Genomic DNA, 26,948 nt, shown 5'->3' on the forward strand with positions numbered 1-26,948 from the left:
GTTCAATGAATTAGGCGCTCTCTTTTTTTTAAACGAATGAGCTGCGTCTTATTAAGTATTGCCTTTTTTCCGAAATTACAGAAGTTTATTTTCATGGTAGTTTAAGTACATTCGTTCACAAACTTTTTTAGATGCAGGCAATCTTTATAATACCATTTTACGATAAATCAACCTTAGCCTTTAAAAAAGCAAAAAAGCATCCACAGAGAATCTATGAATGCTTGGACTTATTTTATTAAGTTTAAGAACTGACGGGTACGTTCTTCCTGAGGGTTTGTAAACATTTCACTGGGGGCACTTTGTTCAATAATCTTACCTTGATCCATAAAAATGACTTTATTGGCTACATCATTAGCAAATCGCATTTCATGGGTTACTACGACCATTGTTATACCTTCTCCAGCTAAGTCTTTCATTACTTGGAGAACTTCTCCTACTAGTTCTGGGTCTAGCGCTGACGTTGGCTCATCAAACAGCATCACTTCTGGTTCAAGTGCAAGTGCACGGGCAATTCCTACACGCTGTTGCTGTCCACCTGATAGTTGGTGTGGATAATAATCGAGCTTATCTCCTAGTCCAACCTTATTCAAAAGAGTTGTTGCTTTCTCACGCGCTTTTTCACGATCTTCTTTTTTTACTGTAACCGGACCTTCCATGACGTTTTGCAAGGCTGTCATATGTGGAAAGAGATTATAATGCTGAAAAACCATCGCAGACTTTCTTCGAAAGCTTTCAATTTCTTTTTTCGCAATACGATTTGAAAAATCTAACGATTTGTCATCAATCGAAATAGCTCCTTCAGAAGGAATCTCCAACACATTTAAACAGCGCAATAACGTTGTCTTTCCAGATCCAGACGGTCCGATAACTACAAATACTTGCCCTTTCTCAATAGATAAATCTATTCCTTTTAACACTTCCAACTGATCAAAACGTTTAACTAAACCTTTAATATTAATCATCGTGGTTCTCCTGCCTCTCCATTATTTAGATACGTATCGATCGAATCGATTCTCTAATTTCCCTTGAACAATGGATAAGAAGAAACAGATAACCCAATAAATAATCGCAACTTCTGAATATAGCAAAAGGAACTCATAGTTTGTTGCCGCAATTTCTTGAGCACGTCTAAACATTTCTGTTACTAATATCAAAGAAGCTAGTGACGTATCTTTTACCAAACTAATAAAAGTATTAGATAATGGTGGAATTGAAACACGCGTCGCTTGAGGTAAAATAACTCGACGTAACATTTGCTGGTAATTCATCCCCATCATCTGAGCTGCCTCCCACTGACCTTTGGGAATTGATAAAATAGCAGCGCGTATAACTTCAGAAGCGTAAGCACCCACGTTTAAAGAAAACCCTAGAATAGCTGCAGGAAATGGATCTATCACAACTCCTATCGACGGCAAACCGTAAAATAAAATATATAGTTGAACGAGTAGTGGAGTACCACGAATTGCAGAAACATAGACTCTTGCTAGCCACTGAAGAGGCTTTACATGTGAAATACGAGAAAGAGCGGTAAATATGGCTATTATTAATCCAAGCGTAAACGTAATAAGCGTCAATGGAAGAGTATAGACAACAGCTCCCTCTAACAATGGTAGGAGGGAGGATTTTGCGATTGTCATATAACGCTCTAATTTATCGGGATCTATCTCAAAACTATTCCAAAACATTTTCGCCAAACCATTTGTTAGCTATTTGTTCATAAGTACCATCTTCAATGATTTCATCTAATGCTTTGTTTACTGCTTCCACCAAAGTCTCATTACCTTTACGGAACATGAAACCACTTTGTGATGCATCATCCGCTTGCGCAACAATTTTAACAGCCGCATCTGGTTTTTGATTTGTAAAATCTAATACGGATAATTTATCGTTTATTGTTACATCTACACGCTTTGAATTAATCAACTCAATTGCTTGGTTGAAACCGTCTACTCCCACTAGCTCCGCACCATGAGATTTAGCCATATCCCCGTAGTTACTAGTTAAGGTCTGAGCTGCTTTTAGCCCCTTAATATCCTCAAAACTTTTCACATCGTTATTGTCCTCATTTGTGACTAATACCGCTGCAGATGTAATATATGGTTTTGAAAAATCATATTTCTCTAATCGATCTTCACGGATTCCGACTTGGTTGGCAATTACGTCAAAACGCTCCGAATCAAGACCTCCGAAAATCGCATCCCATTGTGTCTCCATAAATTTCGCTTTTACCCCTAAACGTGACGCAACTTCTTCTGCAAGTTCTACGTCAAAGCCCGTTAACTTTCCTGACTCATCATGAAATGAAAACGGTGGATATGTCCCTTCTGTACCAATTAGTAGCTCACCTTTATCTTGAATTTTCCCTAATACATCGTTGCTTGTATTTTCACTTTGATCAGATGATTTCTGTTCTTCATTTCCACACGCAGATAAAAACAATACTGATGCTACTACTGCAAATATTAGTATATATATCTTTTTCATTCTTATTCCTCCTAATTCATATATAATTACTAGGTATTATGATATATCAAATGAATGTAAACGTCAAAGAAAATCGATTAATTATTTTGTGAGAGAATGAACCTTAAATTCTTGCTTTTTTAATACAGGTATAAAAAAGTCATTTATATATGAAAACAATATTCCAGTCCAAAACAAAAAGCACTGCGATTTGCAGTGCTAATTAAGAGAGTAAATAAGTGTTATTCAAAACTGAACAACCTAAATAATTTATGGTAAATTCACATTAATTACTTTCAATTCCTTGAATCGTTAGTTCTTTTACTGGTAGAAACAGTTCTCCCGTGTTTAAGTATTTTACTTGGACAGAGTCTCCTTCTTGCATATAGACTGCTAGTGGGGCTATTTCAGAAGATACAATATAGTTTTCTTTATTATCAAGCAGGAAAGAAATTTGGGCGAAGTCTCCAACACGTTCTTTGAATACTCGAACGACGGTACCAGTTATCGATTTTTCTTCCGCATTTGAGCTCCCATCTACCGAACTACCACCACGTTGAATAGCAGTTTTATACAATTTCAATGCTTCGTTTGGTGTATTTCCATAAACCGAAATTTCCGGATTAGCAGCAGAGACGATGAAGTAGTTTTGTAAAAAACCATTCGAATCCAATACTGGTGTTAACCAGCTTGCTTCACCGTAGAAATTGTACAATACAGGCATTTCACCATTCCATTTCTTTTCAATAAATTTCTTTTCTATTATTTGAAGTGCACCTTGAGAATCCATATAGGACTCTTCCAGATTCCCAGTATAATAGGTTGCTTTACCAGTTCGGCCATCTGTTAAGGAATAACCAAGCATTGAATCGACGCCCTCTTTTGGGCTTGTAAAGTCTGTAAAGTAATACATTTGACCGTCTTCACCGAAGATTGGACTAACATTTGCTTCTGTACCTTCATCCGAAGGCAATTTCACATCTTTTTTACTCAGAATACTATTAATAAAACCATGCACATATTTACCATAGTAACCGTTTTGCAGACTAACAGTTTCTGGGGATACTGCCCCGTCAATAAATTCTGGAACTTCCTCTAAACTATACGAATCCGTTTGGCCTGTAGCAGGGTCAACCGCAACTATCCCTTCTACCTCAAATCCGTTTCGTGCTGAGATGAAATTCCCATAAGATCGGATATAATAAGGTTTTCCATCCTCATCAATTTCCAATTGAGGGTCACCATAAAAAATCTTTGTTGGATGCTCCATACGTATACGTCTTTCTAAGTTTTTGTGTAGGTAAGAGGAAGGTGTATAACCCATTTCTGCCTTAACAAACTTTGGATTGTCAGCTGAATCTGTTGCACTCATCGTAAAATACCCCGGTGTCACATCTCCATTGATCCATTTAAAAAATCCTGAAAACTCTACGGGAGCTATATAGACATATTCATCTTGTACTTTTTGAATTTGTAAATTTCCTAACTCATAATAGCTGGTATTTGGTACTTGCCCAAACGCTTTTTTCATTTTATTACGTGCAAATTTGGGTGGTACACTTGCAGGTGTTTTTGTCTCATCAAACGCTTCAATCTCCACTTTTTCATCCATATTTGCCACTTCATACTTCTCATCTGCATTCCAAACAGGTGCAGACAACATGAAAATAGCAACTACTAGACTTACTAAGAATAATAAGCCTTTTACTTTTTGCTCTTTTCCTTTAGAAATCGACATACCTGCTAAGGTAACAAGCACAAACCAAGGCCATAATGCTGTCCAGTTTCGATCTAAATTTGTTAAATAGTATACAACTGCTAAAACAATAAACGTTAAAACTGCCAGACCAATAAAGGAAGACATCGTATCCTTCCTTTTAGCAGTCCACGGCACAATTATTAATCCAGTGAGTAATGCCACAACTCCCGAAATTATAAATACAAATGTCATATCTTCATCCTTCTTCCTCTTTTTTGCTTAGTTATTATACGGAAGAACGATAAAATGGTTTCAGTTAATAATTATCTAGTTATACTTCAATTGGTCGGACTTTCATAACCTAATAACTTAAATAATTTCTGATTCCATCGTAAGATTAATACTCTTTCCATTTAAAGCTAAACCTTTTTTCCAAGAGAAAATAACGAAGATAGAAGAAATAACCAATAAAGAACTTAGAACGAGAAAACAAAGAACGATTAAACCTGAAGACACCATTCCTGTAAATGTTGCAAGCAAGACAATTCGAAGCAATAAACCAATGGATCGGAACAGACTATCCACTCTACCAATTATGTCATTTGGAATATTGTCCATTAAGTAAGAGTTTCTTGCCACTCTTGCACCACTATTTCCTAATGCAAGAAAAAACATCAACGACAGATATACAGGGAGATTTACAAATACAATTAGGGAAATAGCTATTGTATAAGTAATGACTCCAAAAATAATAGTCCTTTCATTTCCTGCCCGTCTAGCGAGAGTTGGAACGAACAATCCGGCGGCAACTGCTCCTATCGCATAAATCATTCCTTCCAATCCATACACACTTGCATCAGCCTTTAGAATATCTACAAGATAAACTGGAAATAAGTAGTTGGTTAGCATTACTCCGATAAAAGGCATAAAAGAGAACACGAGAAATACAAACATAATTGGATGCTTTAACATATATGTTAGGCCATCACTCGCTTTAGACTTTATCATCTTTCCAGTATTAATTATGCTATTCCGTACATAAGGAAGTTTCACGTAAAAATAAATAGCTGCTCCATAAGTTAATACATCTAGCAATAAAATATAGTGTAAATCCCACTTCAACAATAAAATGCTAGCTATCCCCCCAGCGATCATACTGGAAAGTTGACCTTGCACTTCCATAATTCCATTTAAGGATTTGTATTGATCCTTGTTAAAGATTTCTTGATTTAATGCAAACATCGTAGGAAAGAAAATAGTGTAATATAAACTTCCTATCATATAAATAATAGTATAATGCCATATTTCATACGATAAACCAACAAACCCAATCATTGCAAAAAACGATAAAAAAATTAAACAGACGATTTGACTTGTTAGTAACAACTTTTTCCTCGAGACTTTATCCACTAAATTACCAACAAACGGTGTAATGGCGAAGCTAATGATAGTCATACCTATTGATACATACCCAAATACAGCATTTCCACTTTCGCTTGATACAAGCATCCATGGAATAGCAATCATCGTTATCCCAGATCCAATCGATGAAGCGATATTCGCACAAATAATTAAACGAAACCGAGTATCGTTATATAAATTTTTCATCATATTTCACCCCTTAAATTATGAACTCTTAACTCTCCTTTTTTTCACTATAATGGAAATTGCCAATTTCGGATTCAGTCATAGGTCTTGATTGGACCTCATACATTTGACTGAATAAGGGTGTCAGAAGAGCGCTAATCGTTCTAGTTGTCTCTCAGTATCCATCTGTTTCAAGTCAAAGAATAATTTCAAATAAAATTACATTTTTATAAGATTTTCTACCTCTCTTTTAAAGGGCATTTAGTACCGAATAAAGCAATAGAAAAAGAGAAAAACGAAAAACTAATTTATTCCTTAATTAACAAGTACTACGAAGTACAAAAAAAAAGAAGAAAAAGAACTAACCAACAATAGAAAACGTCCGATATAAAAGGTAAGATGGAGACGTATATCGATATTCTCCAATCTCTCCGCTATCAGTATGATGAAAAACTAAACTCTTTAGGAATGGATGAATCTAGATGATTAATATGAAGAAAAAGAGTAAAAATTCCACTGCAGAATTTTTACTCTATATGGAGAAAAATTTTGATGACTTTATACCTGCTGAACCAACTTATGAGTTAGATAACATAAGCAAAGATGAACTCGAATACAAAACTGCGAAATTAATACAAGTCTATTCATATTTAATACGTCATGTTTCAAAAAATATTACTGGTGGAGTTCTAATTATACATCTAATCTCCAAATTAAATGATGAAATAGAGAAACTTATAAACCTCATAGATATATCTAAATCATCCAAAGAAATAAAAATCGAATTCTTGCTAGTTCAGGTAAATAAATCGATAATTGCTCTCAGCTGGTTTCACCGCATCATGAGTGAATTAGAAATTAAAGAACTGTATGTATTTAGAGAAGAGAAAAATCATATTCAACTATTCCTGAACAAAGAATTCCCTCGTATTGAGCTAACTTCATGAAGGGTAATATACGTAAATAAGTTATATATTTCATTGTTGGTTTTCTATGGTACTGTTAAGTTCTCATATGAGATAGATTATTTCTTGGAAAAACTTATGAGCACTAGATACGAAAGCTCGATTCTATTCAGATAAAAAAACACTTAGTGCATTTTCGCACCAAGTGTTTTCCTATATATATTTAGTTGATTGAAATTATAAATACGTCCCTTTTTTCTCGTACGTTACATACCAGTCGTCATCTTTTTGCAAAATACTTGTTCCAATCCATCCTTCTGAAAGTAACTGTTGTTGTTTTTCTATGTCACCCATATTAATTTCTAAAACTTCGCTACTTACTTCACGATTTTCGTGCAGCTTTTTATAAAATACATAGCGAAGCATTTCTCCATACTTATTTTTTAATGCGCCAATTACCATTTCTTGGCTAAGCTTATCCTTTAAGCTAGCAATATTAAATGGCGCTACCGTTGCACACACATGTGTATATGGAGAGGCGTCTAAAAGCTCCATAACAATAGTTCCAAGACTTTTTTGCATACCAAAACCACGATAATTAGGAAGGACATTTGTGATTTCTTGATAGACGACTTTGTCCAGTTGCTCTGTAGTGAGTCCAATATCAAAACCTAAATGTTTTTCATCTATTTCTGGTATTGCCAACGCACGGAATGCGATTAATTCCTCTTCTACAAAAACACCTACCATTAAATGATTCGAGATAGAATCTTCAAATTCTTCCTTTGTTAACGGCGATAAAAAATCATTGTTTTCGAGCGTTTCTAAAACAAGTTCTTGAATGCTTAAAATATCTTCTATGCTGTCTTTTGTTAACACTCGAACTACATATTCTTTGTCTCCGAGCATTCCATTCCATTCTTTCATACAAACACTTCCTCTTACTTTGTTACTGTTGTAGAATACTCTGTTAGCTCTTGTAAAATTGCTTCATCAACATCTATACCTAATCCTGGACGTTCATTTAATTTAATAAAAGGAACATCATAATGTAAATTCCCAACATCTTTAGAGAATTTTAAAGGGCCAGTCAACTCTACGCTAGTAAAAGCTTTTTTAGAAAACGCTACATGGAAACCTGCAGCAGAACCGATGGAGGATTCGACCATCGAACCTATTTGACATTCGATTCCTGCCATTTCTGCCATATGCGCAAGCTTCATTGCTGGATAAATACCACCGCATTTCATTAGTTTAATATTAACTTTATGTGCGGCTTTTTTCTCGATTAATTCGCGCATATCGCGAAAGCCCCTTAAACCTTCATCCATCATTAGTGGAGTGCTTGTTTTCCCTTTAATTTCTACCATTCCATTGAAATCATCTGCAACTACAGGCTGCTCTAACCAATCTAGGCCCGTATTCTCTAATTGACGCATAGCAGTAATAGTGTTCGCACTATTTTTCCAGCCTTGGTTCACATCTACACGTATTGCAATCTCGTCGCCTACCGTGTTGCGAACTGCTTGTATACGCTTTACATCAGCTTGAACTTCTGTACCAACTTTCATTTTAAACGATGAATAGCCTTCCTTCATACGTTTTTCCGCATCTTCTGCCATCGATTCTGGCGTGCCAATGCTTAACACATGAGTAATAGGAAACTTCTCGTGATAGCGTCCACCAAGTAGCTGATATACCGGCACTCCTAATTTTTTACCTACTACATCATAGCATGCGATATCGATTGCAGCTTTAGCTGCTGGTGCATTATAAACGGCTTTATCCATCATTTCATGCACACGTTCAAATTCCATTGGATTTTTCCCTATCAATAAAGGAGCTAAAGTATTTTTTAGTAACGCATATGTACTCTCCCAGGTCTCACCTGTTACATGCTCATCTGCTACTGCTTCTCCGTATCCTACTAAGCCTTCTTCGGTCGTTAACTTTACTATTATTGAGGGCATATCATCATATGTATGATAGCTAATGATAAATGGCTCAACTAATGGTAATCTAATAGCATATATATCAATTTTTTTAATTTTCAAAGTAATCTCCCTTTCTTCTTTACAAAAAATTAATTCTTCTTTATAGTTGTCGTTAAATAGCCGCTTAAAAATAAAAAAAAAAGAGGTGAAATGATGGTTACCAGAATTGCTGTCTTAGGATCCCATAATTTTATCGAGCGTTTGAAACATTTGGAACGCGAGCTACCTTCTATACATATGGATTATTATATATATAAATCTCCAATGGAAGCAACAGAAATAGTCCCCACGATCAAACCATGTGATGCAATATTTTTTTCAGGATCGCTACCTTACTTTTACTCAAAAGAAGCTAGAGAGAAATTACCAATTCCTTCTCATTATTTGCGTCAAGATGAGACAGCTATTTCTACTACGCTGCTATCCATTGGTTTCTCCAAATCTATCCCAATATCAAAGCTTTCTATCGACTTAATAGAGCCACAAATTGTGCAACATGTACTAGAAGATATTGGGCGAACAGAAGAGTACCCTTTTATGATGAAAATTGATCCAACATTCGATATAAAAGAAGTCGTTAACTTTCACGAGAACTTGCAACGAAGCGGTGAATCGATCCTCGCAGTGACAAGTATTCATGCAGTCTATCAAAAATTACGAGAAAACAATCTTTCCGTTATTCGAATGATAGACCCAAAAGGCTCTATATTAAAGGGAATTGAAGATACAAAGTCAATGGCACTACTTGCAAAAAGTCAATCTGCTAAAATAGCAGTTGGATTTATCCAAACAAATGAGGATGCATTGATATCGGAGGATCTATTAAACAAAATATCCAGTTCGATTCAAGCAAGCTATACTAAATCTGATAAAGGATTATACTTGCTCTATTCAACTCAGGGAGATGTTCAAAAAGCATTTAAAAACAATTACTTAGAAACCTGGCTTGAATTAGCATCTTCCCCGCTTAAAATTGCTTTTGGATTCGGTAAAACAGTTATAGAAGCTACGAAGAATGCAAAAGATGCTCTTCCCTATACCAAAGACAATACAGCCTATGTCTTAACCGATCGCAAAGAGTTATTAGGACCTTTTCCAAACAATCAAAAGAAAGTACATTTAAAAACGAATGAACCTAAAATTGCTAAATTATCTAAGGTAACAACATTAAGTCCAGCAAACGTCTCTAAAATAATGCAGTTCAGTCGTTCACATACTTCCGTTGAATTTACCGCCTACGACCTAGAAGTATATTTACAAGTAAGTAGACGCACAACGGAACGAATCTTAAAAAAGCTCGTAGATAATGGATACGCACGAGTAACCGGAGAAGAAATGACCTATCAACAGGGTCGCCCTCGTGCTATATATGAGTTGAATTTTCCTACATATTTATAACAGGTCTAGACAATTTATAAAGAAAGGAAAGTTCACTTTTGCTGAACTTTCCTTTTTTCTTATGACTCTAATGAAGCTTCTCTTTTGTTGATTTCTGCAATATCTGCTTGTGTTAACTTTTGGATTGTAAAGCCTGTCATCGCGTATCCAATAGATAATAGTGGCACAACATAGTTTAAAACAGCATAGGGTGCATACTCAAATGCTCCAACACCTAGAGTTCCAAGAATAAACACTCCACATGTATTCCAAGGAATAAAAACAGAAGTAAGTGTCCCTCCATCCTCTAATGCACGGGATAGATTTTTTGAGTGTAAGCCCATTTTTGTGTAAGCGGTTGAAAACATACGAGCAGGAACAACGATTGAAATATATTGCTCTGAGCAAGTTGCATTAGTCGTGAAACAAGCTACAATCGTTGAAGCTACTAACGTACCAGCTGATTTTGCTAGTTTAAGTATTTGATTCATAATGGATTGGAGCATTCCGGAAAATTCTAGGATTCCTCCGAACGTCATTGCAACAAGTGTCATTGACACCGTATACATCATGGAATCTAAGCCCCCACGGTTAAATAAATCATCTACCATTGCATTTCCAGACTCTATAACATATCCACTTTGAAGAGCTCCAATTGCTTCCGCAAGAGAACCACCTTGTACAAATACTTGCGCTAAAGTCCCTAAAATAAACCCTACTACTAGTGCTGGAACTGCCGGAACTTTCATCACTACAAGGGCAATTAAAGCAACTGGTATTAATAGTAACCACGGAGAAATTACAAAGCTTTTTTCTAGCATAAGGATTGTATCTTGGATACTTCCTTGATCAAGGTTGCTTGCTTTGTATTTCGTGCCAAGTATACCGTAAACGGTGAGAGCAATAATTATCCCAGGTACAGTTGTATATAACATATGTTTAATATGCACAAATAGTCCTGTGCCAGTAAGACCTGCCGCTAAATTTGTTGTATCAGAGAGTGGGGACATTTTGTCTCCAAAATAAGCTCCTGAAATAACCGCACCCGCGATAATTGGAGCAGGAATTCCCATGCTTAATCCAATCCCCATACCAGCGACGCCCACAGTTCCCATTGTTGACCAAGAACTACCAATTGCTAAGGAAACTATCATACAGATAACACAAATAGTTACTAAGAAAAAGGCTGGTGTAATAATTTTAAGTCCAAAATAAATCATCGTAGCGATTACTCCGCCACCAATCCAAGCTCCAATGATTAAACCTACCAAAATAATAATAACTACAGCTGGTAAAGCTAGTTTAATCCCCTTGTACATCATTTCTTCAATATCATTCCATTTAAATCCATGCTTCCAAGCTACAAGCGCGGCTACTGCTGTCCCAATAATTAATGGAATATGCGGTCCTTGTTCTAAATAAACAATCGTTACGATCATTACTGCAACCATTACTAATAATGGAGTAAGTGCCCATAGTAAAGAGATTTCTTTTTTTTCCACAGCGGTTTTCTTTTCTTCCATCCCCAGTTTCCCCTTTTCAAATTTTTACGACAGTTCCGAATTGCCGTTTATTGGTCGTTAATAGCACAATAATAAAGCCAAAAAAGTTTGACGTCAATAGTTTTTAGAAATTCTTGAAAGCGTTTCCGCTATTACTTTTGCACCTATGAGCAGTGAATTATGGTTAAACGTCATATTTGGGTGATGTAATCCAGGAGAAAGGTCTGAGCCAATGCCTATCATGGCCGCTTCAACTTCCGGATGTCTAATCGTATAGAAATGGAAATCATCGCTTCCAGAGGTGATTACCTCGTCTGCCAATTTGTCTTCTCCCAGTAGCTGAATGATTACTTCTCTAGCAATTTGTGCTGCTTCAGGTGAAACTTCAGCACCAGGTGTTATATCTTGCCATTCCCATTCCATTTCAATATCAAATAGCGTTTGTAATGCTTCTAGATTTCTATCAATTTGGTCTTTCATTTGAAATAAAATCGTATTTTTTGTAGCTCGGGCATCTATAGAAAATGTTGCATTACCAGGAATTATATTTGCATTTTCTCCTCCAGCTTGTATTTTTGTTAACTTCGCGGAGTATGACTCAAATGGTGAGAAGTAGAGATTTTTTAATGCTTGATGGATAGCTACTGTAACATCAATTGCATTTTTACCTTGATGCGGACGAGCACCATGTGCATCTATTCCCTTAATTTGTCCTTCTAAAAACATTGCTGCTCCATGATGAATTGCAGGAGATACCTTTCCAAACGGAAGCTCCTCAATTGGTCGTAAATGCACACCAAAAAGATGAGTGACATCTTCTAGTGCACCCCTATCAATCATCGCATTTGCTCCATTGCCTTTTTCTTCTGCTGGCTGGAAGATAAAGCGGATACGCTTATGTAGTTTTTCATCTTTGATTAATAATAAGGCGCCAAGTACCATGGAGATATTTGCGTCATGACCACATGAATGGTTAGCGCGAAAAACACCATCTACTTCTTGCCAAAGTGCATCAATGTCTGCTCTAACTGCTATCACTTCTTCTCCTTCCCCAATCTCTGCGAGTAATCCAGTTACGTCATCGAAACGACGATAGGGAATGTTAAGCTCATCTAGAATCTCTGCAAGCTTGTTTGTCGTTTCATATTCCTTCCAGCTTATTTCAGGGTTTTCATGAAAATGATTAAACCATTGTAAAATTTGTGATTCTACATCCATTTTATAAATCTTCCCTTCACTTTTCTGATTTATCCTATAATTTCACAAACCCTACCTACTTGTCCATCCTCTAATCGTACTTTTATTCCATGTGGATGAAAGGATGAGTTTGTTAATAAATCCTTCACAATGCCCCGTGTTTTCTCTCCTGTTCGCTGATCTTTTTTCAAAATAATATATACTTCTAATCCTGGTTTTATATCTTTTCTATTTTGTCCATTCATTTGGATTCACCTCTTTTTGTATCGTACCACTTTCATGCTATACTTATAAGGATTTATTTGAAAAAGGAGTGTTTTGAATGGCGAAAAAAGGATATATTTTAATGGATTCAGGCGAAAAAATCGAATTTGATTTGTTCCCAAATGAAGCACCAAACACAGTAGCAAACTTTGAAGAGTTAGCAAACAGCGGATTTTATAACGGAGTAGTTTTCCACCGTGTTATTCCTGGCTTTGTAAGTCAAGGTGGCGACCCAACTGGTACAGGCATGGGCGGAAGCGGCAAATCAATTAAATGTGAAACTGCCGGCAACCCTCACAAACATGAAGCAGGCAGCCTATCTATGGCGCATGCTGGTAAAGACACTGGATCTAGCCAATTCTTCATCGTACATGAACCACAATCACATCTAAATGGGGTTCACACTGTTTTTGGTAAAGTAACAAGCGGTCTGGAAGTAGCAAAAGCTATGTCAAACGGCGCTAAAATGGAAAAAGTAGAAGTATTCGACGCAGAATAATCTAGAGAAGCTCCCTTAGGGAAGTTTCAGACTGAAGATAAACTCGAAAATTCGAGTTTATCTTCAGTCATTTTTTTTAGGCTGTTTTCACCATTGCCTGTTTTTGCATAATGGACGTACTTTCATTCTTCATTGCTACACTATTGAAATAAATATTTTTATATTATCCGAAAATTTGTGCTGCAATAGCATATAAATTGTTGTTTCTAAGAGGCATTTTATCTGAATTAATTATCATTATAGGAGGTTGACCCACTTTCTCAAAGCCACTATCCCTTAAAAACTTCATAATCATTTCATCGTCTGTAACAGTATCAATCCTTAACTTTCCACTATAGTTTAGAGCCAATTGATTAATTAGATAGGTAGCTGTGTTGTAATCAGGGGCAACAATTGGTCCTATAATTAAATTTACTGGACCTAAAATAGAGAGACCATAACCAAGAACTTTTCCAATTTCATCTCTGAGGACAAGACATTGGTGAGACTGGTTAATTCTATTTACAAGGAATTTTCGTCTTGAATCCCCAAAAGCATTTCTATCCAATTCAACAACCTTTTCAAAATCCCCCTCTATAAATTCCTCTACCTTTAATCCTTCAGAAAGTAATTTATTGGACGATACATGGTTGTTACATATGACTCCTATTATCATTTTTGTTTAATGTAAATAGATCTCTAATCACTTGTACGCATTTCTATAGGTTTCTATTTATAAACTAAATTCTTTCTTTATCATACGAGCTACTTCCATTGCATCCAAATTTGTATTGTTAATTCGCATGTAGTTTTTTGTTTTAATTTCACCTTTTATTGAGTTTAACCTTCTGTTTTCTAATGTACTAAGTAAATGTTGTTCGGATTGTTCGATATTTCGCTTAGTTGGCTTATGTTCAAGCCTATGTGTTGTTTTATTTCGAATAAGTCTCTCATCTACATCTGCTTCCAATTCAACGAAATATATCTCAACACCCTGCGAACTAAAAATATTACACATGTATTCAATCTCGTCCCAGTCTTCTTTTTTATCGAAATACCAAATCTTGGTAAATATCATTCCATAATGTTCACTTTTTGAAAAGGAATGAAATATTTCTCGTCGAAACAAGTGTGTTAGACGCCACATTTCAGGACTAAATCCATAGAGAGGTTCTAATAAATCAATGGTCATATGGTTATGAAAAAGCTTTAATCCTGTTATTGAAGCTAGTTCTTGTCCGACTGTCATTTTCCCAACAGCTTGTGGTCCAAATAAAAAAATAAATTTTTCCAACGTACTTCCCCCAAATGATAAATTCGTATCTTCGGTCGGCTTAATATGTAAAACTAGTGTGTTCAGCCAGCAGAATTATTGGTTCTTTATAGCTAGTTTTATTGATATATTTATTTGTTCCTTAAAAACACCACTACTATCAACTTCCAATAATTGTTCTTTTAAATGTTTTTCAAACAATTTAACATTTTCTCCTAAGAAATGTTTAGAACCATAGGAAGTCGAATATAGATTGCCAATTATTGAATCTAATGTCCATAATTGCTCATAATTTGGTAACTCAATCATTTCCAAGTCAAATTTAGAATTTGATACAATTTCTTGATAGCTAACTGTTGGATGAGAATATGTTGTTTTACCTGCTCTTCTTTGATTTCCATACCATTGTTTAACTACCTCGTTCACTTTCTTTTGCCACGGTAAAAGTTCTTTATTTGGAGAATAATTATCAATGATGGCAACACCACCACCATAAGATATCATTTCATATAAAGTATCAAGAACCCTTTCTCTGTCCATCCAGTGGAACGCCTTAGCAACTGTTGCAAATCTAAAATTTCCATCAAATTTATCCTTATATGTATCAAGTTCTCCATTAAACCATTCCAGATTCTCTACTCTAAATTCCTTTTCCAGACGTATTGCTTCTTTTAGCATTTCAGGCTCTGTATCAATCCCAACTATTCTTTCAAACCAATCGGTAAACCTGAATGCCAATTGTCCAGTACCACACCCTAAATCGAGCATTTGACCTTTACCGTCGAGAGAAAACTTATCTATTAAATATCTTATTAAAGAAGCTGGATATAAGGGTCTATAGCGTGAATAATACCAAGCTGTACCCTTAAACAATTCTTTACCGTAATCTGTCATTAACTGTCCCTCCTCTCCGTTGTTTATCAGTGTTAAATTATCTGGTAATTCTTTAATGCAAATTTGTTTCATCCAACCCTTGATTTTAAACTCCTCAGCTTTTCAATAATCGAAGGTAATTCCATTAAGTCATCAACTATATAATCTGCATGAGCATTTTCCCATTGAAAATCTTGCTTCCAGATACCTTTCATTCCTACTTTCTGAGCCCCTACGACATCATTTTCTGGATGGTCCCCCATAAATATACTTTCATTAGCTGAAACCTGAAGTTTCTCCAATGCTTTGTTAAATATTCGAGGGTCTGGCTTTTTTATTCCCTCCCATTCGGATATCAAAATAATATCAAAATACTTTTCTATATCTAAAGCTATAATGTTATCCATCTGAAACTGTCCATATCCATTTGTAATCATTCCTAAAAGAAGATTTTTGCTTTTTAATTCTTCCAACATTTCAATTAGATTAGGAAAAGGAATACAGTTATTTTTAAACTCACTAATATAATCTTGAAGTAGTGCTTCCCAAGTTATCTCAGTAAGATTAAATTCATCGACTAATTGTTGATATACTTTATCCTTCCAAACATATCCTCGGTTATCTAGTTCTAAAAATCTAGTCACATACTCTTCTTTTGGAATATGACCTATTAGTTTATTCAATCTATCGTATTGTCTATTTATAAACAGTTTTACAGATTCATCCCTATCTAACAAAGTTCCATCCAAATCAAATATAGCCGCTTTAATCATTATTAAAACACTCCCATTTTAAGTATTCTCATATCGCTCTTCATAATTAACACAAACTCATTTTTCAACTAATCTGCTTCTTTGTTAATAGGTGAAAATGATAATTATCGGAAGACCTAAATAAAGGACAACGGTCTAACGACATTGCCCTTTTTATTAATGCATCGGTTAGCTGAAAAAAGTAACCTACCTAATTTATAAATTGAATTTGTTTAATATGTGTCTTAATTCTGTCCAATCCTTTTCTAAACTTATTTCTGTTGTCAGCGAGTAAATGGATGTCTAACTTGGATGCAATTGTTTCTACTACACTTTCTATTGTCATATTATCCGTTTCTATTCGATGCTTAAATATTTCGTTAGATAATCCTTGAATACATCTATCTATTTGTTTTGCACCCCATGAGTTTTTTCTCTCACCTCTGCTTCTTAGTCTCTTTTCTAAGGTTTCCTTAGAAGCCCACAGTACAAAGTGATTGACTATTACTCCATCATCTCTTAGTTTGTCTACAATTTCTTCAAAATACTGTGGATTTACTATAGTCATTGGAACAATAACAATACCGTCATATTCACTATCTATGTATTTTAAAATAGTGTAGTTTGACTCTCGCCAGATACTGTAATCTTGAAAGTCCCCTCTACGAATTTCTTTTGGTATATTCTTGTTTATAAAAGAACCTATATTTTCTGGATCATATACAAAGGAATTAGGAATCCTTCTGTTTAATTCGTATGAAGTCTGCGTTTTCCCCGAACCAAATGCCCCATTTATCCAAATAATCAATAGTATCACCCTTTTTTGAATTCACCGTAATAGAACGATGAAACACCTTTAAGAATTTATTTTCCGCATAATCTTTTGTTATTCCATATTGAGCAGATTCTTTTTCATCATTATAAAAACTAATGGTTGTCCATAAAATTCTCCATTAATTTCTTTTATTGCCTTGAATCCTTCTCTTTCATAAAAAGAAATATTGCGATTTCCCTTATATACTGTTAATGATAAAGTAGTTAGTTCTTTGAAATTTGCAACGCCAGTTAACATCAGTTGTTTTCCTATCCCTTTTCCTTGGTGATTAGGATGTATATACAAGGACTCCAAGAACACATCTTTATCCGATAAATTTCCTGAGAAAAAAACATATCCCATAATCTCTTCATTATTTTCAGCAACCAAATTTAGAGAGAATTTAAATCGGTTATCCATCTCCTCATTGGAGTAAGCATCCTTTAAAACTTTATCTTGGATTTCCTCTGGAATAAAACTACTATATGTGTCTCTCCATGCAGCAATTGCGATATCCCTCACTCTATCTATATCTGAAAAGTTCATCTCTCTTATTAACATAATCCATCCCCTACATTTATTAAACCTTGCTAAATTATGTAATTCTCTCTTCTTCTATAAAAAACCTTCTTTAATTACCCTCCTACGGGAATTCAATTAAAATAAGAGCCACCCAAGTAACTGCACTCTTTAATAGAGTCTTTTAAGAAAGCCGATATTACAAATATGTTCTCCACCTAAAAAAGCCATCTCCTAATGATAGGAAATGACTTTATTTGTCTATAAATTAAATGCAATTGTGAGAATTAGGATAAGCGGTAATAATAAAATGATCCAGCTTGCAGGTCGACCAAAGTTTAGTGTCCACCCTACTCCAAAGCGTTTTTCTGCTAAAATGCTTGGATCGTCCGGATTAAAATATAAAATTCCACCCTTCCAGTATCGATCTTCATCAACCGCTGTAATTGAATGTTCTAAATTAGGGCTATCTTCTTTTATTTTTATGCGCGAACCACTCTGACCAACCTTAACTGCATAAATGAGTACTCCAAATAATACAACGACTAAAAATGTAATTGGTAATGCTAACATAACCCAGGCAGAGGATATGTCCGGATGAATAGTTTGCAGATGCAAATAACCCATCATTAGTGTCACACTTATTGAGATGAATAGAGCAAACCAACTTGTGTATTTTCGGAATTCAAGCTGCTGTGCAAGGGAAGTTTTTTTGTTCGCTGGATTTATCTTAGATCCTGAAAATCTCATTCCTTCGCTCATCAATAGAAACATACCCTGCATGACCAGTAGTAAAAGAAGTATAGCAATGGAACTAAAATATGTTTTTTCACTAAAATCATCGGGCTGTCCATTTGGCCCCCAATGGGTCGGAATCATATCTGGCATTTCAGGATATTTAATAAATGTATAAATAATAAGGCCAATCGTAACAATCATCGGGATTATAAAAACAACTTTTGGGATTAATTTCAGCTTATCTTGAAATTTTATATCTACGACGCGCACTTCACTTTTACCAGATAGCCACTTTTGTTCTTCTTTTAGTTTTTTTACTCGTAAATGCATCATAAAATAATAGCCAATGCTTATAAAAAGCATTGAAAATTGAACACCTACGCTTATAAGCGCTAATGTAGCTTCTGTAGGGTTTTGTGTTAATGACCATAATAAATACCCAGCTAATATGACCAATCCTGCTATCAAAACAACACGTGTATATTTGCTTTTCAAACGGATTACTGTTTTTTCTGTCGAATATTGCTCTGGAACATACACTCCAAAGGCTTCTGTTTGCTTTAAAAACTTTGGCATAAATGCTTGTAATACAGTAGTAAATAATAGTATAAATGCGAATAACAAAATAATCATGGTTTTCCCTCCTTAATGTCTTGAACGAGTTCATGTAGCATCTTTACCATTTCTTCTTCAGAAAGCTTTAATACCAATCCTTCTGCCAGTAAGGGTCTCATTTGTTCCTTGAGCTGTTGTTTTTCTATTACAGTTGCCCCTGGAATTCCATTTGGTTGTATAAAAACACCGGATTTTGCGACAATTTGTATAAATTCTTTTTCTTCTAAGTAATGATACGCTTTATTTACTGTATGCATATTCATCCCTAGATCTGCTGCAAATGCTCGGACAGATGGTAATGAGTCACCAGGTTTTAACTCCCCTCGTACAATACCTTCGATTAATTGGTGTGCTAGTTGTAAATAGATTGGCACGGATGAATTTGTCTTTATTTCTATAAACATGATGCTACCTCCTATTTACCCCTTGTTCTATTCTTAGTATAACACAATTGTTCTATAAGTAATAGAGCAAAGTGTTTCTTAAATAAAATATTTTTATGCATATAGAAAAACCTACTTTCCGAAGAGAGTAGGTTTTTCTATTTTTTAAATTAATTATTCCTAATCATAAAACTCTACCGATTAAGAAATTGTCGTCCCATTTCATAGTACGTTACTTTTTCGCTCTCAGGTACCATACCCCCACCAGTCGCCCATACTATATGAGTAGCGTTCTGTAAGTTAGCTCCATGCTTTGCTACTTGAATTGGACCCGTCATACCAGCAAGAGCGGATGGTTCAAGCCTAATATTCTCTTTGTCGGCTAATAAAGTAAGCAGTTGATGCATGGTTTGATCGCTTATTGTATAACTACCGTCTATTAGTTGTTCTAATGTTTTTCCAACAAATCCTGATGGACGGCCTACCGCAAGCCCGTCTGCAGCTGTTTTATTGTCTAACCCGATATCATGTACGGAGATATTTTCATGTAATCCTGTCATCAATCCGAGAAGCATACAGGGAGAGTGTGTTGGTTCGGCGAAATAACAATGAACATGATCACCAAATAGAAGCTTTAAACCAAATGCAACGCCTCCTGGACCTCCACCAACACCGCATGGTAAATAAACGTATAATGGATGGTCTTCATCTACCATTTTTCCTAACTGCTCCAATTGTTTCTTTAATCTACTAGCGGCTACTGCATATCCAACAAATAAGTCGATAGAGTTTTCATCATCTATAAAGAAGCATTTTGGGTCTTGTTCAGCTTGCTTTCTTCCTTCTTCTACAGCCAGACTATAATCGGCAGCATATTCAATGACCTCTACTCCTTTTTGTCGTAGCATGTCCTTTTTCCATTGCTTTGCATCACTCGACATATGCACGGTTACACGGAAACCTAGCTTAGCACTAATTATTCCAATGCTTAAGCCCAAGTTTCCTGTTGATCCAACTGCAATTGAATAGCCAGAGAAAAATTTTTTATATTCTTCCTTTGCAAGGACTCCATAATCGTCCTTTGACGTTAATAAACCTTCGCAGATTGCGAGTGTCTCTGCAATTTTTAGCACTTCATAAATGCCACCCCTGGCTTTAATAGAACCTGAAATTGGCAAGTCATTATCGCATTTTAATAAAAGCTCTCCATTAAATTCAGTTTTAAATAATTCCTTTACGGCAGATGCCATTGTCGGAATACCAACAAGCGGCGACTCGATAATTCCATTCGCTTTTGCGGTTTCAGGGAAAGCAACTTCAATATAAGAAGCAAATCGCTCTAGTCGATCATTTGCATCCTGCACCATCTCACTTGTTACTGTTATATTTCGAAGAGCTTCAGACGTCTTTGTTTGATTGGAATTGAACCAAATGACCTCTTCTGTATTTTGCATTTCCTTTATCAAAGGATATTTCTCTATCAATTGTTGTAAGTTCATAGTTGTAAATCCTTTCTATTCTAAGTTTAATACATGGGTAGTATCAGGCGATCGGTCTTCAAATACAAAACCATTTGCTCGATAAAAAGCATCTGCTTTGGCGGATTCAGTTTTAGTAGTAATCTCTTTAAACTGTCCTTTTGCATTTTCCGCTATCACTTTACATAGCTCACTTCCGATACCTTTTCGACGGTGTTCTGGTAATGTGTAGAAGCGAAGTAATCGAGCGGATTGCTCTTCAGAAGTTTTTATGCTTTGTCTTAGCCCACCGATCGCTACTATTTCCTCGTCTTCCCATACCCCATAAAGTGCCTCTCCTTGTTCGTTGAATCTTCTCGTACCATCTTCATATTTACTCGCTAATCTGGATACGAATCGATATCCTTCTTTTTCGCTTTCTTGAATTAGTTTGGTTACGTCGACTTCATTCAAATCTGAAATTCTCTTCACTTCGATTGCCATTACGTTTCCCCCATTCAATTATACTTAAATATAAAACGAACTCTAGTTACCTTTCGCTATTGTAAGTCGAATTCCCTCTATTCTCATAGTATACTTTCCAAACCCCAAGCTTTATTACAGAGGTGGTTCAGGTGGCAGGCACCAGTAACACCTCTGTAATAAAAAAATCCCACGCTTTGGGAAAGCGTGGGATTTGGGTTCGTTATATTATACTGTTTCTTCTATAGCAGCTAGTCTTGCTTCTACTTCTTCTTCTGATAATTTGTGTTCTACGATGTAGCGGTTGCGTGGGTGCACTCGGCACTCATGTGAACAGCTACGTAGGTATTTATGTTCGTTTTCTTCTGAACATAAAATTTTGTCATTACAATCTGGGTTTGCACAGTTAACATAGCGCTCACATGGCTCACCAGTGAAATGATCTTTACCGACAACAACATGCTCTACTTGGTTGATTGGAACAGCAATACGCTCGTCAAATACGTACATTTGTCCATCCCATAGCTGACCTCGAACTTCTGGATCTTTCCCGTAAGTTGCAATACCGCCGTGTAGTTGACCTACGCCTTCGAAGCCTTCACGAACTAACCACCCAGAGAATTTTTCACATCGAATCCCGCCTGTGCAATACGTAAGAACTTTTTTACCTTCTAACATTTCTTTGTTATCACGAATCCATTCAGGTAAATCACGGAAATTGCGAATGTCAGGACGAATTGCTCCGCGAAAATGTCCTAAATCAAATTCATAATCATTACGAGCATCGATCACTACTGTATCTTCTGCTTGCATTTGCTCAAAAAATTCTTTTGGTGATAGATATTTACCTGTTACTTCATTCGGGTTAATATCTTCTTCTAATCCTAAATGTACAATTTCCTTTTTAGGTCGAACGTGCATTTTTTTGAATGCGTGTCCATCTGCTTCATCTATTTTATACACCATGTCAGCAAAACGTTCATCCGCTTTCATCATGTTCATGTACGAGTCGGTTTGCTCAATAGTTCCGGAGCATGTCCCATTAATTCCTTCATTTGATACTAAAATACGCCCTTTTAACCCAATTTCTTTACAAGCAGCAAGGTGTTCTTGTGCAAATGTTACTGGATCTTCAATTGAGACATATTTATAGTAAAGTAATACTCTGTATGCATGTGTGTCCATTTTTTACTCCACCTTTTCTAAAATTTGTCCATTCGTTTTAATATACCAAAAAATCGGGTACTTGTTAAATAAATTGTTTTTTTTGTATTATCAAAAAAACGAACAAGTTTGCACTAACTGCTTCTTGTTCGTCTTTATAAACAATAGTATATATATACGTTCTTTGTTATCTTTGTTTTTTTGCCTGAAAGGAGGTTCTTATGCAAAGACTCCCTATAATCCTTGCTCTTTTTTTATTCATAGCCGCTTGTGGTGTAAGTGAAATTAGTATGAAACCTTTTCCTGTAGAGGAACCTATCATTATTGCACATCGGGGAGCATCTGCATATACTCCTGAACACACGATTCTTGCTTATGAAGCAGCAAAAGAAGCAGCCGCTACTTATATTGAAATAGACTTGCAAATGACAAAAGACGGTGTATTGGTTGCTATGCATGATGAGAAGGTAGACCGAACTACGGATGGAACTGGGTTTGTAAAAGAATACACATTAGACGAATTAAAACAATTGAATGCGGGGAAATGGTTTAATCAGACCTTTCCAGACCTAGCAAATAAACAATTTGAAAGTCTGGAGGTACCTACATTAGAAGAAATCTTTTTGTATTTTGGAGATGAAGTGAACTATTACATAGAAATGAAATCTCCTGGTATTTATAATGCTATGGAAGAAAAACTTCTTGCTTTGCTAAAACAATATAACCTGATTCAAGTAAATGAGGGATTGCCTAGAGTTATTATTGAATCCTTTAATGAAGATAGTTTAACAAAAGTCTACCAGCTTGAACCGAGGCTTACTCTTATTAAGTTATATAGTTTCAACGAGGAAGAAGCCGCACTTTCGGTTCAAGAATATAATCGCTTACGTTCTTATGCAAGTGGTATTGGAGTTAACCTTAATTCTGTGACGACAGATTTTATTCAGGAAGTCCAACAAAACGGCCTTCAAATTCATCTATATACGATTGAAAATGAAGTAGAAATGAAAAAAGCTTTAAATCTGAAATCAAACGGTATTTTCATCAATAATCCTGATTTAGGAATTAGAATAAAAGATGAATTCGATTAGCATTATTTATTTATAGCATGTGCACATAGTCTATTAAAACTTGCCTCAAATTTGTCATTATCTTCTTTTTGACGCTTTTTAGGTCCCTTTAAACGTCCACCCGCTTGTCTAATTTTCTTTGAGATGTGACGGCTGTTTAATAGCTGATCAATATTTTCAGGTGTGTACCAGCGACCGTTTTGATCAATTGCAAAGCCTTGTTTTGCTAATACCATTGCCGCAAGACCGTAATCCTGTGTAACAACGATATCTCCCTTGTTCACTTTATTTACTAATACAAAATCGACCGCATCTGCACCTTTTGATACCATAATCGTTTCTGCCCCTTCTCTTTGCATATAATGAGCAGTATCACATAGCAATGTCACCTTTAAATCAAATTTCTTTGCTATTTCAATTGTTAGATCTACTACCGGGCATCCATCTGCGTCAACTAAAACATTTACCATCCTACGCACCTCATTTACCATTCAATATTTCCTCATTGTATACCATTTTATAAAAAAACGCCCAATGCTTATTGGGCGTTTTATTTATCGTATTCCCCTAAAATCTCTACTGCCTTTTCTGTGATGAATGTATCAACTGCCTTATCAAAGTCAACATCCCCATCAATCGCACCGTTAGCTTTATATACATCATACTGTTTTTTCACATCATCTAAAAACATTTTTCCATTTGGATCAAGACCGGTAACAAAAACTTTCTCCCAAAGGGCTGGATCTTTTAAGGATGTATGCTGTGTCATAATATCAATTACTTCTGCTTTTCCTTCTCCCTTTACGAATGCATCATTATAATCTCGAACCCCTTTTAAATAAGCTGCCATGAAACGTAGTGATACATCTTTTTCCTCATTCATAAACTTTGGAGATCCAAGTACCATAGCAATTTGGGATTCCGGTGCGTAATCTGTTGCATCACCGAAACGTTCGTGAAATCCCTTTTCGATTCCTTGTGCAATAAGCGGCTCAATTTGAAGAGCAGCATCAATCGAACCATTTTCAATAGCTCCTAGCATACTTCCGAAGTCGCCAAGCAATACAAATTCAACATCCTCTGGTGTAAGTCCTGCATGCTTGAGCATTTCCAAATAAATGTATTCATCAATCGAATTTTTAGAAGAGACTGCAATACGTTTACCTTTAAAATCTTTATATTCCTTGATTTCATCTTTCATATGATTACCAATTACAAATGAAAAATAAGATTTCCCTGGCACATTATGCCCTTTATCTGCAATGATCTTCACGTCTATACCTTGTGCAATAGCATTAAAGAACGACGCTGTTGATACTCCTCCTGCAATATCTACATCACCAGATGCAAGAGCTGGTAACATTTCATCACTGTTTGCAAATTGTGCAAATTCGACTTCAATATTGTAGTCTTCAAAGTATCCTTTTTCTTTTGCGATATAAAAGCCTGCTCCAGATGCTGCTCCATCCTCTGCAATAATTACCTTTACTTTCTCTTCTAATGGTGCCAAATCACCAGATGGATTATTTTTATCCACTTCATCATTCACTTCATCGGCACTTTTTTTTCCATTAGAAGAACACGCACCCAATAAAAGAATAATCGATGCGAGTAGTATCAACCAACGCTTTTTCACAAGCTTCCTCCCTTAACTTCTTGATTTTTGTACTTCCTGCTGCAAGTGATTCCATATTGCAATAAATTGCTCCGCCATCTCTGTGTTTGCTCGCACCTGTTCCATCGTTCTAGGTCTTGGTACAGGTACTTTAATTTCATTGATAATCTCACCTGGATGAGCACTCATTAAAACGATGCGATCGCTTAATAGCAAAGCTTCGTCAATACTATGCGTAATAAATAACACTGTTTTTTTCGTTTCAGACCATATCGAAAGCAGTTCTTCCTGTAAAATAAATTTATTTTGCTCATCTAATGCTGCAAATGGTTCATCCATCAGTAGAATTTCCGGGTCATTTGCAAAGGCTCTAGCAATGCTAATCCGTTGTTTCATTCCACCAGAAATTTCTTTCGGATAAAGCTTGGAAAAATTCATTAGACCTACCTTTTCTAAATAATAATCTGTTTGTTTTTGGATAAAATCCTTCGGTAGGTTTCTCATATTGAGTCCGAAAGCAACATTCTCCTTCACTGTTAACCAAGGAATTACACCTTTTTCTTGAAAAACCATTGATTGAAGTGGCCTTTTTCCTGAATCTGACATAATTTTGAAAGAGCCAGAGCTTGGAGATTCTAATTCGGCTAAAATTCTTAGTAATGTTGTTTTGCCACATCCACTCGGCCCGACCAAGCAGACAAATTCACCCTCTTCTATTTGAAGCGATACATTTTTAACCGCTGTTACACTATTATCTTTTTTGTAAAAAACTTTTGTTAAATTCTCAATCGATATTTTAATAGGATTACTCAACTACTCACCTCCACGGGACAATCTTTTTTTGCAGCCCACGTAAGAAGAGTGAAAATAGAAACCCAAAAAATGAAATGAGCACTAAACCAACAAACATCTCTTTTAACATGAAGGCTTTATAAGAGGTCCAAATTAAATACCCAATTCCAGAAGTAGCTCCCATCATTTCCGCCGCAACTATTGTGAGCAATGCAATTGCCTGCCCCATCTGAATACCTTCAAGCATGACAGGAAGTGCACCAGGAAAAGCTATTTTAAAGAAAAAGTCTTTCGGACTTGCTCCATAATTTTTAGCAACATCTAAATGCACTTTTTCAATATTCATTACACCCGCTACTGTATTGATGACAACTGGGAAAAATACGCTGCCTGCGATCGTTACTACTTTTGAAAAATCTCCAATTCCAAAGAGGATTATAATAATTGGAAGTAATGCTAGAGTAGGTATCGGCATAAAAGCCATTACAATAGGGGAGATAAAATGACGAATAGGTGCATATAATCCCATAAGTAATCCAATAACTATTCCAGGAATAACACCTAATAAAAAGCCTGCTGCAATTCTATATAGTGAGACCGAAATATGCGTCCATAATAGTCCACTCGTCGCCAAATCGATAAAAGTAGAGACAATTGCAGACGGAGGAGGGAAAAACCGAATATCAAGGATTCCCGTTCGAGAACAAACTTCCCATAATAATAAAATGAGGATAGGAGAGATAATTGTTAGAAGCTGCTTTGCTCTTTCTTTCACTTGTTGTTTCTTCCATTCTTGTTGTTCCGTTTTATAAGGATCGTATTGGACGACCCCTTTTTCATCGCGCATTTTTCACCACCTCTTGTAAAAATAATATGTTAAATCGGGTAAATGTGTGAAAATCACTAATTCTCATTGACTACAATCACAATATTT

29 protein-coding genes are annotated in these 26,948 nt (G+C 35.7%); 4 read left to right on the forward strand and 25 right to left on the reverse strand.

Annotated features, from left to right (window positions below; genetic code table 11):
* Nucleotides 1-227: 227 nt before the first annotated feature.
* From WAX74_RS18200 to WAX74_RS18220, 5 genes are all read right to left on the reverse strand, one after another.
* A complete protein-coding gene (locus WAX74_RS18200; RefSeq protein ID WP_336499087.1) occupies nucleotides 228-962 on the reverse strand; it encodes an amino acid ABC transporter ATP-binding protein in 735 nt (244 codons plus the stop codon).
* Between the two features lie 21 nt (nucleotides 963-983).
* Nucleotides 984-1,685, reverse strand: a complete 702-nt coding sequence (locus WAX74_RS18205) for an amino acid ABC transporter permease (protein ID WP_336499138.1) — start codon at nucleotides 1,683-1,685, stop codon at nucleotides 984-986.
* Nucleotides 1,672-2,484: an amino acid ABC transporter substrate-binding protein gene (locus WAX74_RS18210; protein ID WP_336499088.1), complete on the reverse strand. Its 813-nt coding sequence runs from the start codon at nucleotides 2,482-2,484 to the stop codon at nucleotides 1,672-1,674. The genes WAX74_RS18205 and WAX74_RS18210 overlap by 14 nt, the downstream gene beginning before the upstream one ends.
* Nucleotides 2,485-2,749: 265 nt before the next feature.
* Nucleotides 2,750-4,414: a hypothetical protein gene (locus WAX74_RS18215; RefSeq protein ID WP_336499089.1), complete on the reverse strand. Its 1,665-nt coding sequence runs from the start codon at nucleotides 4,412-4,414 to the stop codon at nucleotides 2,750-2,752.
* A 117-nt stretch (nucleotides 4,415-4,531) separates the two neighbouring features.
* Complete coding sequence (locus WAX74_RS18220) at nucleotides 4,532-5,773, reverse strand: MFS transporter (protein WP_336499090.1); 1,242 nt, start codon at nucleotides 5,771-5,773, stop codon at nucleotides 4,532-4,534.
* A 467-nt stretch (nucleotides 5,774-6,240) separates the two neighbouring features.
* Here WAX74_RS18220 and WAX74_RS18225 point away from each other — a divergent pair, with 467 nt between their 5' ends.
* Complete coding sequence (locus WAX74_RS18225) at nucleotides 6,241-6,696, forward strand: hypothetical protein (RefSeq protein WP_336499091.1); 456 nt, start codon at nucleotides 6,241-6,243, stop codon at nucleotides 6,694-6,696.
* A gap of 195 nt (nucleotides 6,697-6,891) precedes the next feature.
* Here WAX74_RS18225 and WAX74_RS18230 read toward each other — a convergent pair whose 3' ends face one another.
* Together WAX74_RS18230 and WAX74_RS18235 are read right to left on the reverse strand one after the other, a co-directional pair.
* Nucleotides 6,892-7,581: a GNAT family N-acetyltransferase gene (locus WAX74_RS18230; protein WP_336499092.1), complete on the reverse strand. Its 690-nt coding sequence runs from the start codon at nucleotides 7,579-7,581 to the stop codon at nucleotides 6,892-6,894.
* Between the two features lie 14 nt (nucleotides 7,582-7,595).
* Entirely contained in the window at nucleotides 7,596-8,708 is a 1,113-nt protein-coding gene (locus WAX74_RS18235; protein WP_336499093.1) for a mandelate racemase/muconate lactonizing enzyme family protein, read from the reverse strand.
* A 90-nt stretch (nucleotides 8,709-8,798) separates the two neighbouring features.
* Between WAX74_RS18235 and WAX74_RS18240 the strand changes: the two genes are divergently transcribed.
* Nucleotides 8,799-10,046, forward strand: coding sequence for a transcriptional regulator (locus tag WAX74_RS18240; protein ID WP_336499094.1), 1,248 nt, complete (start codon nucleotides 8,799-8,801; stop codon nucleotides 10,044-10,046).
* Nucleotides 10,047-10,105: 59 nt separating this feature from the next.
* Here WAX74_RS18240 and nhaC read toward each other — a convergent pair whose 3' ends face one another.
* The 3 genes from nhaC to WAX74_RS18255 all read right to left on the reverse strand — a co-directional run bounded on the left by nhaC (nucleotide 10,106) and on the right by WAX74_RS18255 (nucleotide 12,969).
* Nucleotides 10,106-11,548 (reverse strand): Na+/H+ antiporter NhaC, encoded by a 1,443-nt coding sequence (gene nhaC / locus WAX74_RS18245; protein WP_336499095.1) that lies wholly within the window; start codon nucleotides 11,546-11,548, stop codon nucleotides 10,106-10,108.
* Between the two features lie 93 nt (nucleotides 11,549-11,641).
* Entirely contained in the window at nucleotides 11,642-12,745 is a 1,104-nt protein-coding gene (locus WAX74_RS18250; RefSeq protein ID WP_336499096.1) for an amidohydrolase, read from the reverse strand.
* 29 nt (nucleotides 12,746-12,774) lie between these two features.
* Entirely contained in the window at nucleotides 12,775-12,969 is a 195-nt protein-coding gene (locus tag WAX74_RS18255; protein WP_336499097.1) for a YwbE family protein, read from the reverse strand.
* 77 nt (nucleotides 12,970-13,046) lie between these two features.
* Between WAX74_RS18255 and WAX74_RS18260 the strand changes: the two genes are divergently transcribed.
* Nucleotides 13,047-13,487 (forward strand): peptidylprolyl isomerase, encoded by a 441-nt coding sequence (locus WAX74_RS18260; RefSeq protein WP_336499098.1) that lies wholly within the window; start codon nucleotides 13,047-13,049, stop codon nucleotides 13,485-13,487.
* Nucleotides 13,488-13,650: 163 nt separating this feature from the next.
* Here WAX74_RS18260 and WAX74_RS18265 read toward each other — a convergent pair whose 3' ends face one another.
* The 11 genes from WAX74_RS18265 to trhO all read right to left on the reverse strand — a co-directional run bounded on the left by WAX74_RS18265 (nucleotide 13,651) and on the right by trhO (nucleotide 22,558).
* Nucleotides 13,651-14,142, reverse strand: coding sequence for a GNAT family N-acetyltransferase (locus WAX74_RS18265; RefSeq protein WP_336499099.1), 492 nt, complete (start codon nucleotides 14,140-14,142; stop codon nucleotides 13,651-13,653).
* Between the two features lie 57 nt (nucleotides 14,143-14,199).
* The gene (locus WAX74_RS18270; protein ID WP_413788994.1) at nucleotides 14,200-14,715 is read right to left on the reverse strand and encodes a shikimate kinase; all 516 of its coding nucleotides are present in this window, start codon (nucleotides 14,713-14,715) and stop codon (nucleotides 14,200-14,202) included.
* Between the two features lie 120 nt (nucleotides 14,716-14,835).
* Nucleotides 14,836-15,633, reverse strand: coding sequence for a class I SAM-dependent methyltransferase (locus WAX74_RS18275; protein ID WP_336499101.1), 798 nt, complete (start codon nucleotides 15,631-15,633; stop codon nucleotides 14,836-14,838).
* A gap of 68 nt (nucleotides 15,634-15,701) precedes the next feature.
* Entirely contained in the window at nucleotides 15,702-16,385 is a 684-nt protein-coding gene (locus WAX74_RS18280) for an HAD family hydrolase (RefSeq protein WP_336499102.1), read from the reverse strand.
* A gap of 190 nt (nucleotides 16,386-16,575) precedes the next feature.
* Nucleotides 16,576-17,172 (reverse strand): AAA family ATPase, encoded by a 597-nt coding sequence (locus WAX74_RS18285; protein WP_336499103.1) that lies wholly within the window; start codon nucleotides 17,170-17,172, stop codon nucleotides 16,576-16,578.
* 78 nt (nucleotides 17,173-17,250) lie between these two features.
* Entirely contained in the window at nucleotides 17,251-17,739 is a 489-nt protein-coding gene (locus WAX74_RS18290; RefSeq protein WP_336499104.1) for a GNAT family N-acetyltransferase, read from the reverse strand.
* Nucleotides 17,740-17,958: 219 nt separating this feature from the next.
* The gene (locus WAX74_RS18295; RefSeq protein WP_336499105.1) at nucleotides 17,959-19,068 is read right to left on the reverse strand and encodes a DUF1648 domain-containing protein; all 1,110 of its coding nucleotides are present in this window, start codon (nucleotides 19,066-19,068) and stop codon (nucleotides 17,959-17,961) included.
* Nucleotides 19,065-19,454 carry a GntR family transcriptional regulator gene (locus WAX74_RS18300; RefSeq protein ID WP_336499106.1) on the reverse strand — a complete coding sequence of 130 codons (390 nt, stop codon included), beginning with the start codon at nucleotides 19,452-19,454 and terminating at the stop codon, nucleotides 19,065-19,067. Before WAX74_RS18300 ends, WAX74_RS18295 begins: the two co-directional genes overlap by 4 nt.
* Nucleotides 19,455-19,627: 173 nt before the next feature.
* The gene (locus WAX74_RS18305; RefSeq protein ID WP_336499107.1) at nucleotides 19,628-20,932 is read right to left on the reverse strand and encodes a D-serine ammonia-lyase; all 1,305 of its coding nucleotides are present in this window, start codon (nucleotides 20,930-20,932) and stop codon (nucleotides 19,628-19,630) included.
* A gap of 15 nt (nucleotides 20,933-20,947) precedes the next feature.
* Nucleotides 20,948-21,394 carry a GNAT family N-acetyltransferase gene (locus WAX74_RS18310; RefSeq protein ID WP_336499108.1) on the reverse strand — a complete coding sequence of 149 codons (447 nt, stop codon included), beginning with the start codon at nucleotides 21,392-21,394 and terminating at the stop codon, nucleotides 20,948-20,950.
* Between the two features lie 207 nt (nucleotides 21,395-21,601).
* Nucleotides 21,602-22,558, reverse strand: a complete 957-nt coding sequence (trhO, locus tag WAX74_RS18315) for an oxygen-dependent tRNA uridine(34) hydroxylase TrhO (protein ID WP_336499109.1) — start codon at nucleotides 22,556-22,558, stop codon at nucleotides 21,602-21,604.
* Nucleotides 22,559-22,758: 200 nt separating this feature from the next.
* Here trhO and WAX74_RS18320 point away from each other — a divergent pair, with 200 nt between their 5' ends.
* Entirely contained in the window at nucleotides 22,759-23,628 is an 870-nt protein-coding gene (locus WAX74_RS18320; protein ID WP_336499110.1) for a glycerophosphodiester phosphodiesterase family protein, read from the forward strand.
* Between the two features lie 2 nt (nucleotides 23,629-23,630).
* Here the strand turns inward: WAX74_RS18320 and WAX74_RS18325 are convergent, their stop codons facing one another.
* The 4 genes from WAX74_RS18325 to WAX74_RS18340 all read right to left on the reverse strand — a co-directional run bounded on the left by WAX74_RS18325 (nucleotide 23,631) and on the right by WAX74_RS18340 (nucleotide 26,861).
* Nucleotides 23,631-24,077, reverse strand: coding sequence for a YaiI/YqxD family protein (locus tag WAX74_RS18325; protein WP_336499111.1), 447 nt, complete (start codon nucleotides 24,075-24,077; stop codon nucleotides 23,631-23,633).
* Nucleotides 24,078-24,157: 80 nt separating this feature from the next.
* The gene (locus WAX74_RS18330) at nucleotides 24,158-25,243 is read right to left on the reverse strand and encodes an ABC transporter substrate-binding protein (protein WP_336499112.1); all 1,086 of its coding nucleotides are present in this window, start codon (nucleotides 25,241-25,243) and stop codon (nucleotides 24,158-24,160) included.
* A gap of 12 nt (nucleotides 25,244-25,255) precedes the next feature.
* Nucleotides 25,256-26,035, reverse strand: coding sequence for an ABC transporter ATP-binding protein (locus WAX74_RS18335; RefSeq protein WP_336499113.1), 780 nt, complete (start codon nucleotides 26,033-26,035; stop codon nucleotides 25,256-25,258).
* A 4-nt stretch (nucleotides 26,036-26,039) separates the two neighbouring features.
* Entirely contained in the window at nucleotides 26,040-26,861 is an 822-nt protein-coding gene (locus WAX74_RS18340) for an ABC transporter permease (RefSeq protein ID WP_336499114.1), read from the reverse strand.
* Nucleotides 26,862-26,948 lie beyond the last annotated feature (87 nt).

It is taken from the genome of Psychrobacillus mangrovi, assembly GCF_037104765.1.
Classification (GTDB): Bacteria; Bacillota; Bacilli; order Bacillales_A; family Planococcaceae; genus Psychrobacillus; species Psychrobacillus mangrovi.

Bases quoted from the DNA above. Each gene is read 5' to 3' on its own strand.
- WAX74_RS18200 (WP_336499087.1), bottom strand. From the start codon at position 962: ATGATTAATATTAAAGGTTTAGTTAAACGTTTTGATCAGTTGGAAGTG.
- WAX74_RS18205 (WP_336499138.1), bottom strand. From the start codon at position 1,685: ATGTTTTGGAATAGTTTTGAGATAGATCCCGATAAATTAGAGCGTTAT.
- WAX74_RS18210 (WP_336499088.1), bottom strand. From the start codon at position 2,484: ATGAAAAAGATATATATACTAATATTTGCAGTAGTAGCATCAGTATTG.
- WAX74_RS18215 (WP_336499089.1), bottom strand. From the start codon at position 4,414: ATGACATTTGTATTTATAATTTCGGGAGTTGTGGCATTACTCACTGGA.
- WAX74_RS18220 (WP_336499090.1), bottom strand. From the start codon at position 5,773: ATGATGAAAAATTTATATAACGATACTCGGTTTCGTTTAATTATTTGT.
- WAX74_RS18225 (WP_336499091.1), top strand. From the start codon at position 6,241: ATGAAGAAAAAGAGTAAAAATTCCACTGCAGAATTTTTACTCTATATG.
- WAX74_RS18230 (WP_336499092.1), bottom strand. From the start codon at position 7,581: ATGAAAGAATGGAATGGAATGCTCGGAGACAAAGAATATGTAGTTCGA.
- WAX74_RS18240 (WP_336499094.1), top strand. From the start codon at position 8,799: ATGATGGTTACCAGAATTGCTGTCTTAGGATCCCATAATTTTATCGAG.
- nhaC (WP_336499095.1), bottom strand. From the start codon at position 11,548: ATGGAAGAAAAGAAAACCGCTGTGGAAAAAAAAGAAATCTCTTTACTA.
- WAX74_RS18250 (WP_336499096.1), bottom strand. From the start codon at position 12,745: ATGGATGTAGAATCACAAATTTTACAATGGTTTAATCATTTTCATGAA.
- WAX74_RS18255 (WP_336499097.1), bottom strand. From the start codon at position 12,969: ATGAATGGACAAAATAGAAAAGATATAAAACCAGGATTAGAAGTATAT.
- WAX74_RS18260 (WP_336499098.1), top strand. From the start codon at position 13,047: ATGGCGAAAAAAGGATATATTTTAATGGATTCAGGCGAAAAAATCGAA.
- WAX74_RS18265 (WP_336499099.1), bottom strand. From the start codon at position 14,142: ATGATAATAGGAGTCATATGTAACAACCATGTATCGTCCAATAAATTA.
- WAX74_RS18270 (WP_413788994.1), bottom strand. From the start codon at position 14,715: ATGACAGTCGGACAAGAACTAGCTTCAATAACAGGATTAAAGCTTTTT.
- WAX74_RS18275 (WP_336499101.1), bottom strand. From the start codon at position 15,633: ATGACAGATTACGGTAAAGAATTGTTTAAGGGTACAGCTTGGTATTAT.
- WAX74_RS18280 (WP_336499102.1), bottom strand. From the start codon at position 16,385: ATGATTAAAGCGGCTATATTTGATTTGGATGGAACTTTGTTAGATAGG.
- WAX74_RS18290 (WP_336499104.1), bottom strand. From the start codon at position 17,739: ATGTTAATAAGAGAGATGAACTTTTCAGATATAGATAGAGTGAGGGAT.
- WAX74_RS18295 (WP_336499105.1), bottom strand. From the start codon at position 19,068: ATGATTATTTTGTTATTCGCATTTATACTATTATTTACTACTGTATTA.
- WAX74_RS18300 (WP_336499106.1), bottom strand. From the start codon at position 19,454: ATGTTTATAGAAATAAAGACAAATTCATCCGTGCCAATCTATTTACAA.
- WAX74_RS18305 (WP_336499107.1), bottom strand. From the start codon at position 20,932: ATGAACTTACAACAATTGATAGAGAAATATCCTTTGATAAAGGAAATG.
- WAX74_RS18310 (WP_336499108.1), bottom strand. From the start codon at position 21,394: ATGGCAATCGAAGTGAAGAGAATTTCAGATTTGAATGAAGTCGACGTA.
- trhO (WP_336499109.1), bottom strand. From the start codon at position 22,558: ATGGACACACATGCATACAGAGTATTACTTTACTATAAATATGTCTCA.
- WAX74_RS18320 (WP_336499110.1), top strand. From the start codon at position 22,759: ATGCAAAGACTCCCTATAATCCTTGCTCTTTTTTTATTCATAGCCGCT.
- WAX74_RS18325 (WP_336499111.1), bottom strand. From the start codon at position 24,077: ATGGTAAATGTTTTAGTTGACGCAGATGGATGCCCGGTAGTAGATCTA.
- WAX74_RS18340 (WP_336499114.1), bottom strand. From the start codon at position 26,861: ATGCGCGATGAAAAAGGGGTCGTCCAATACGATCCTTATAAAACGGAA.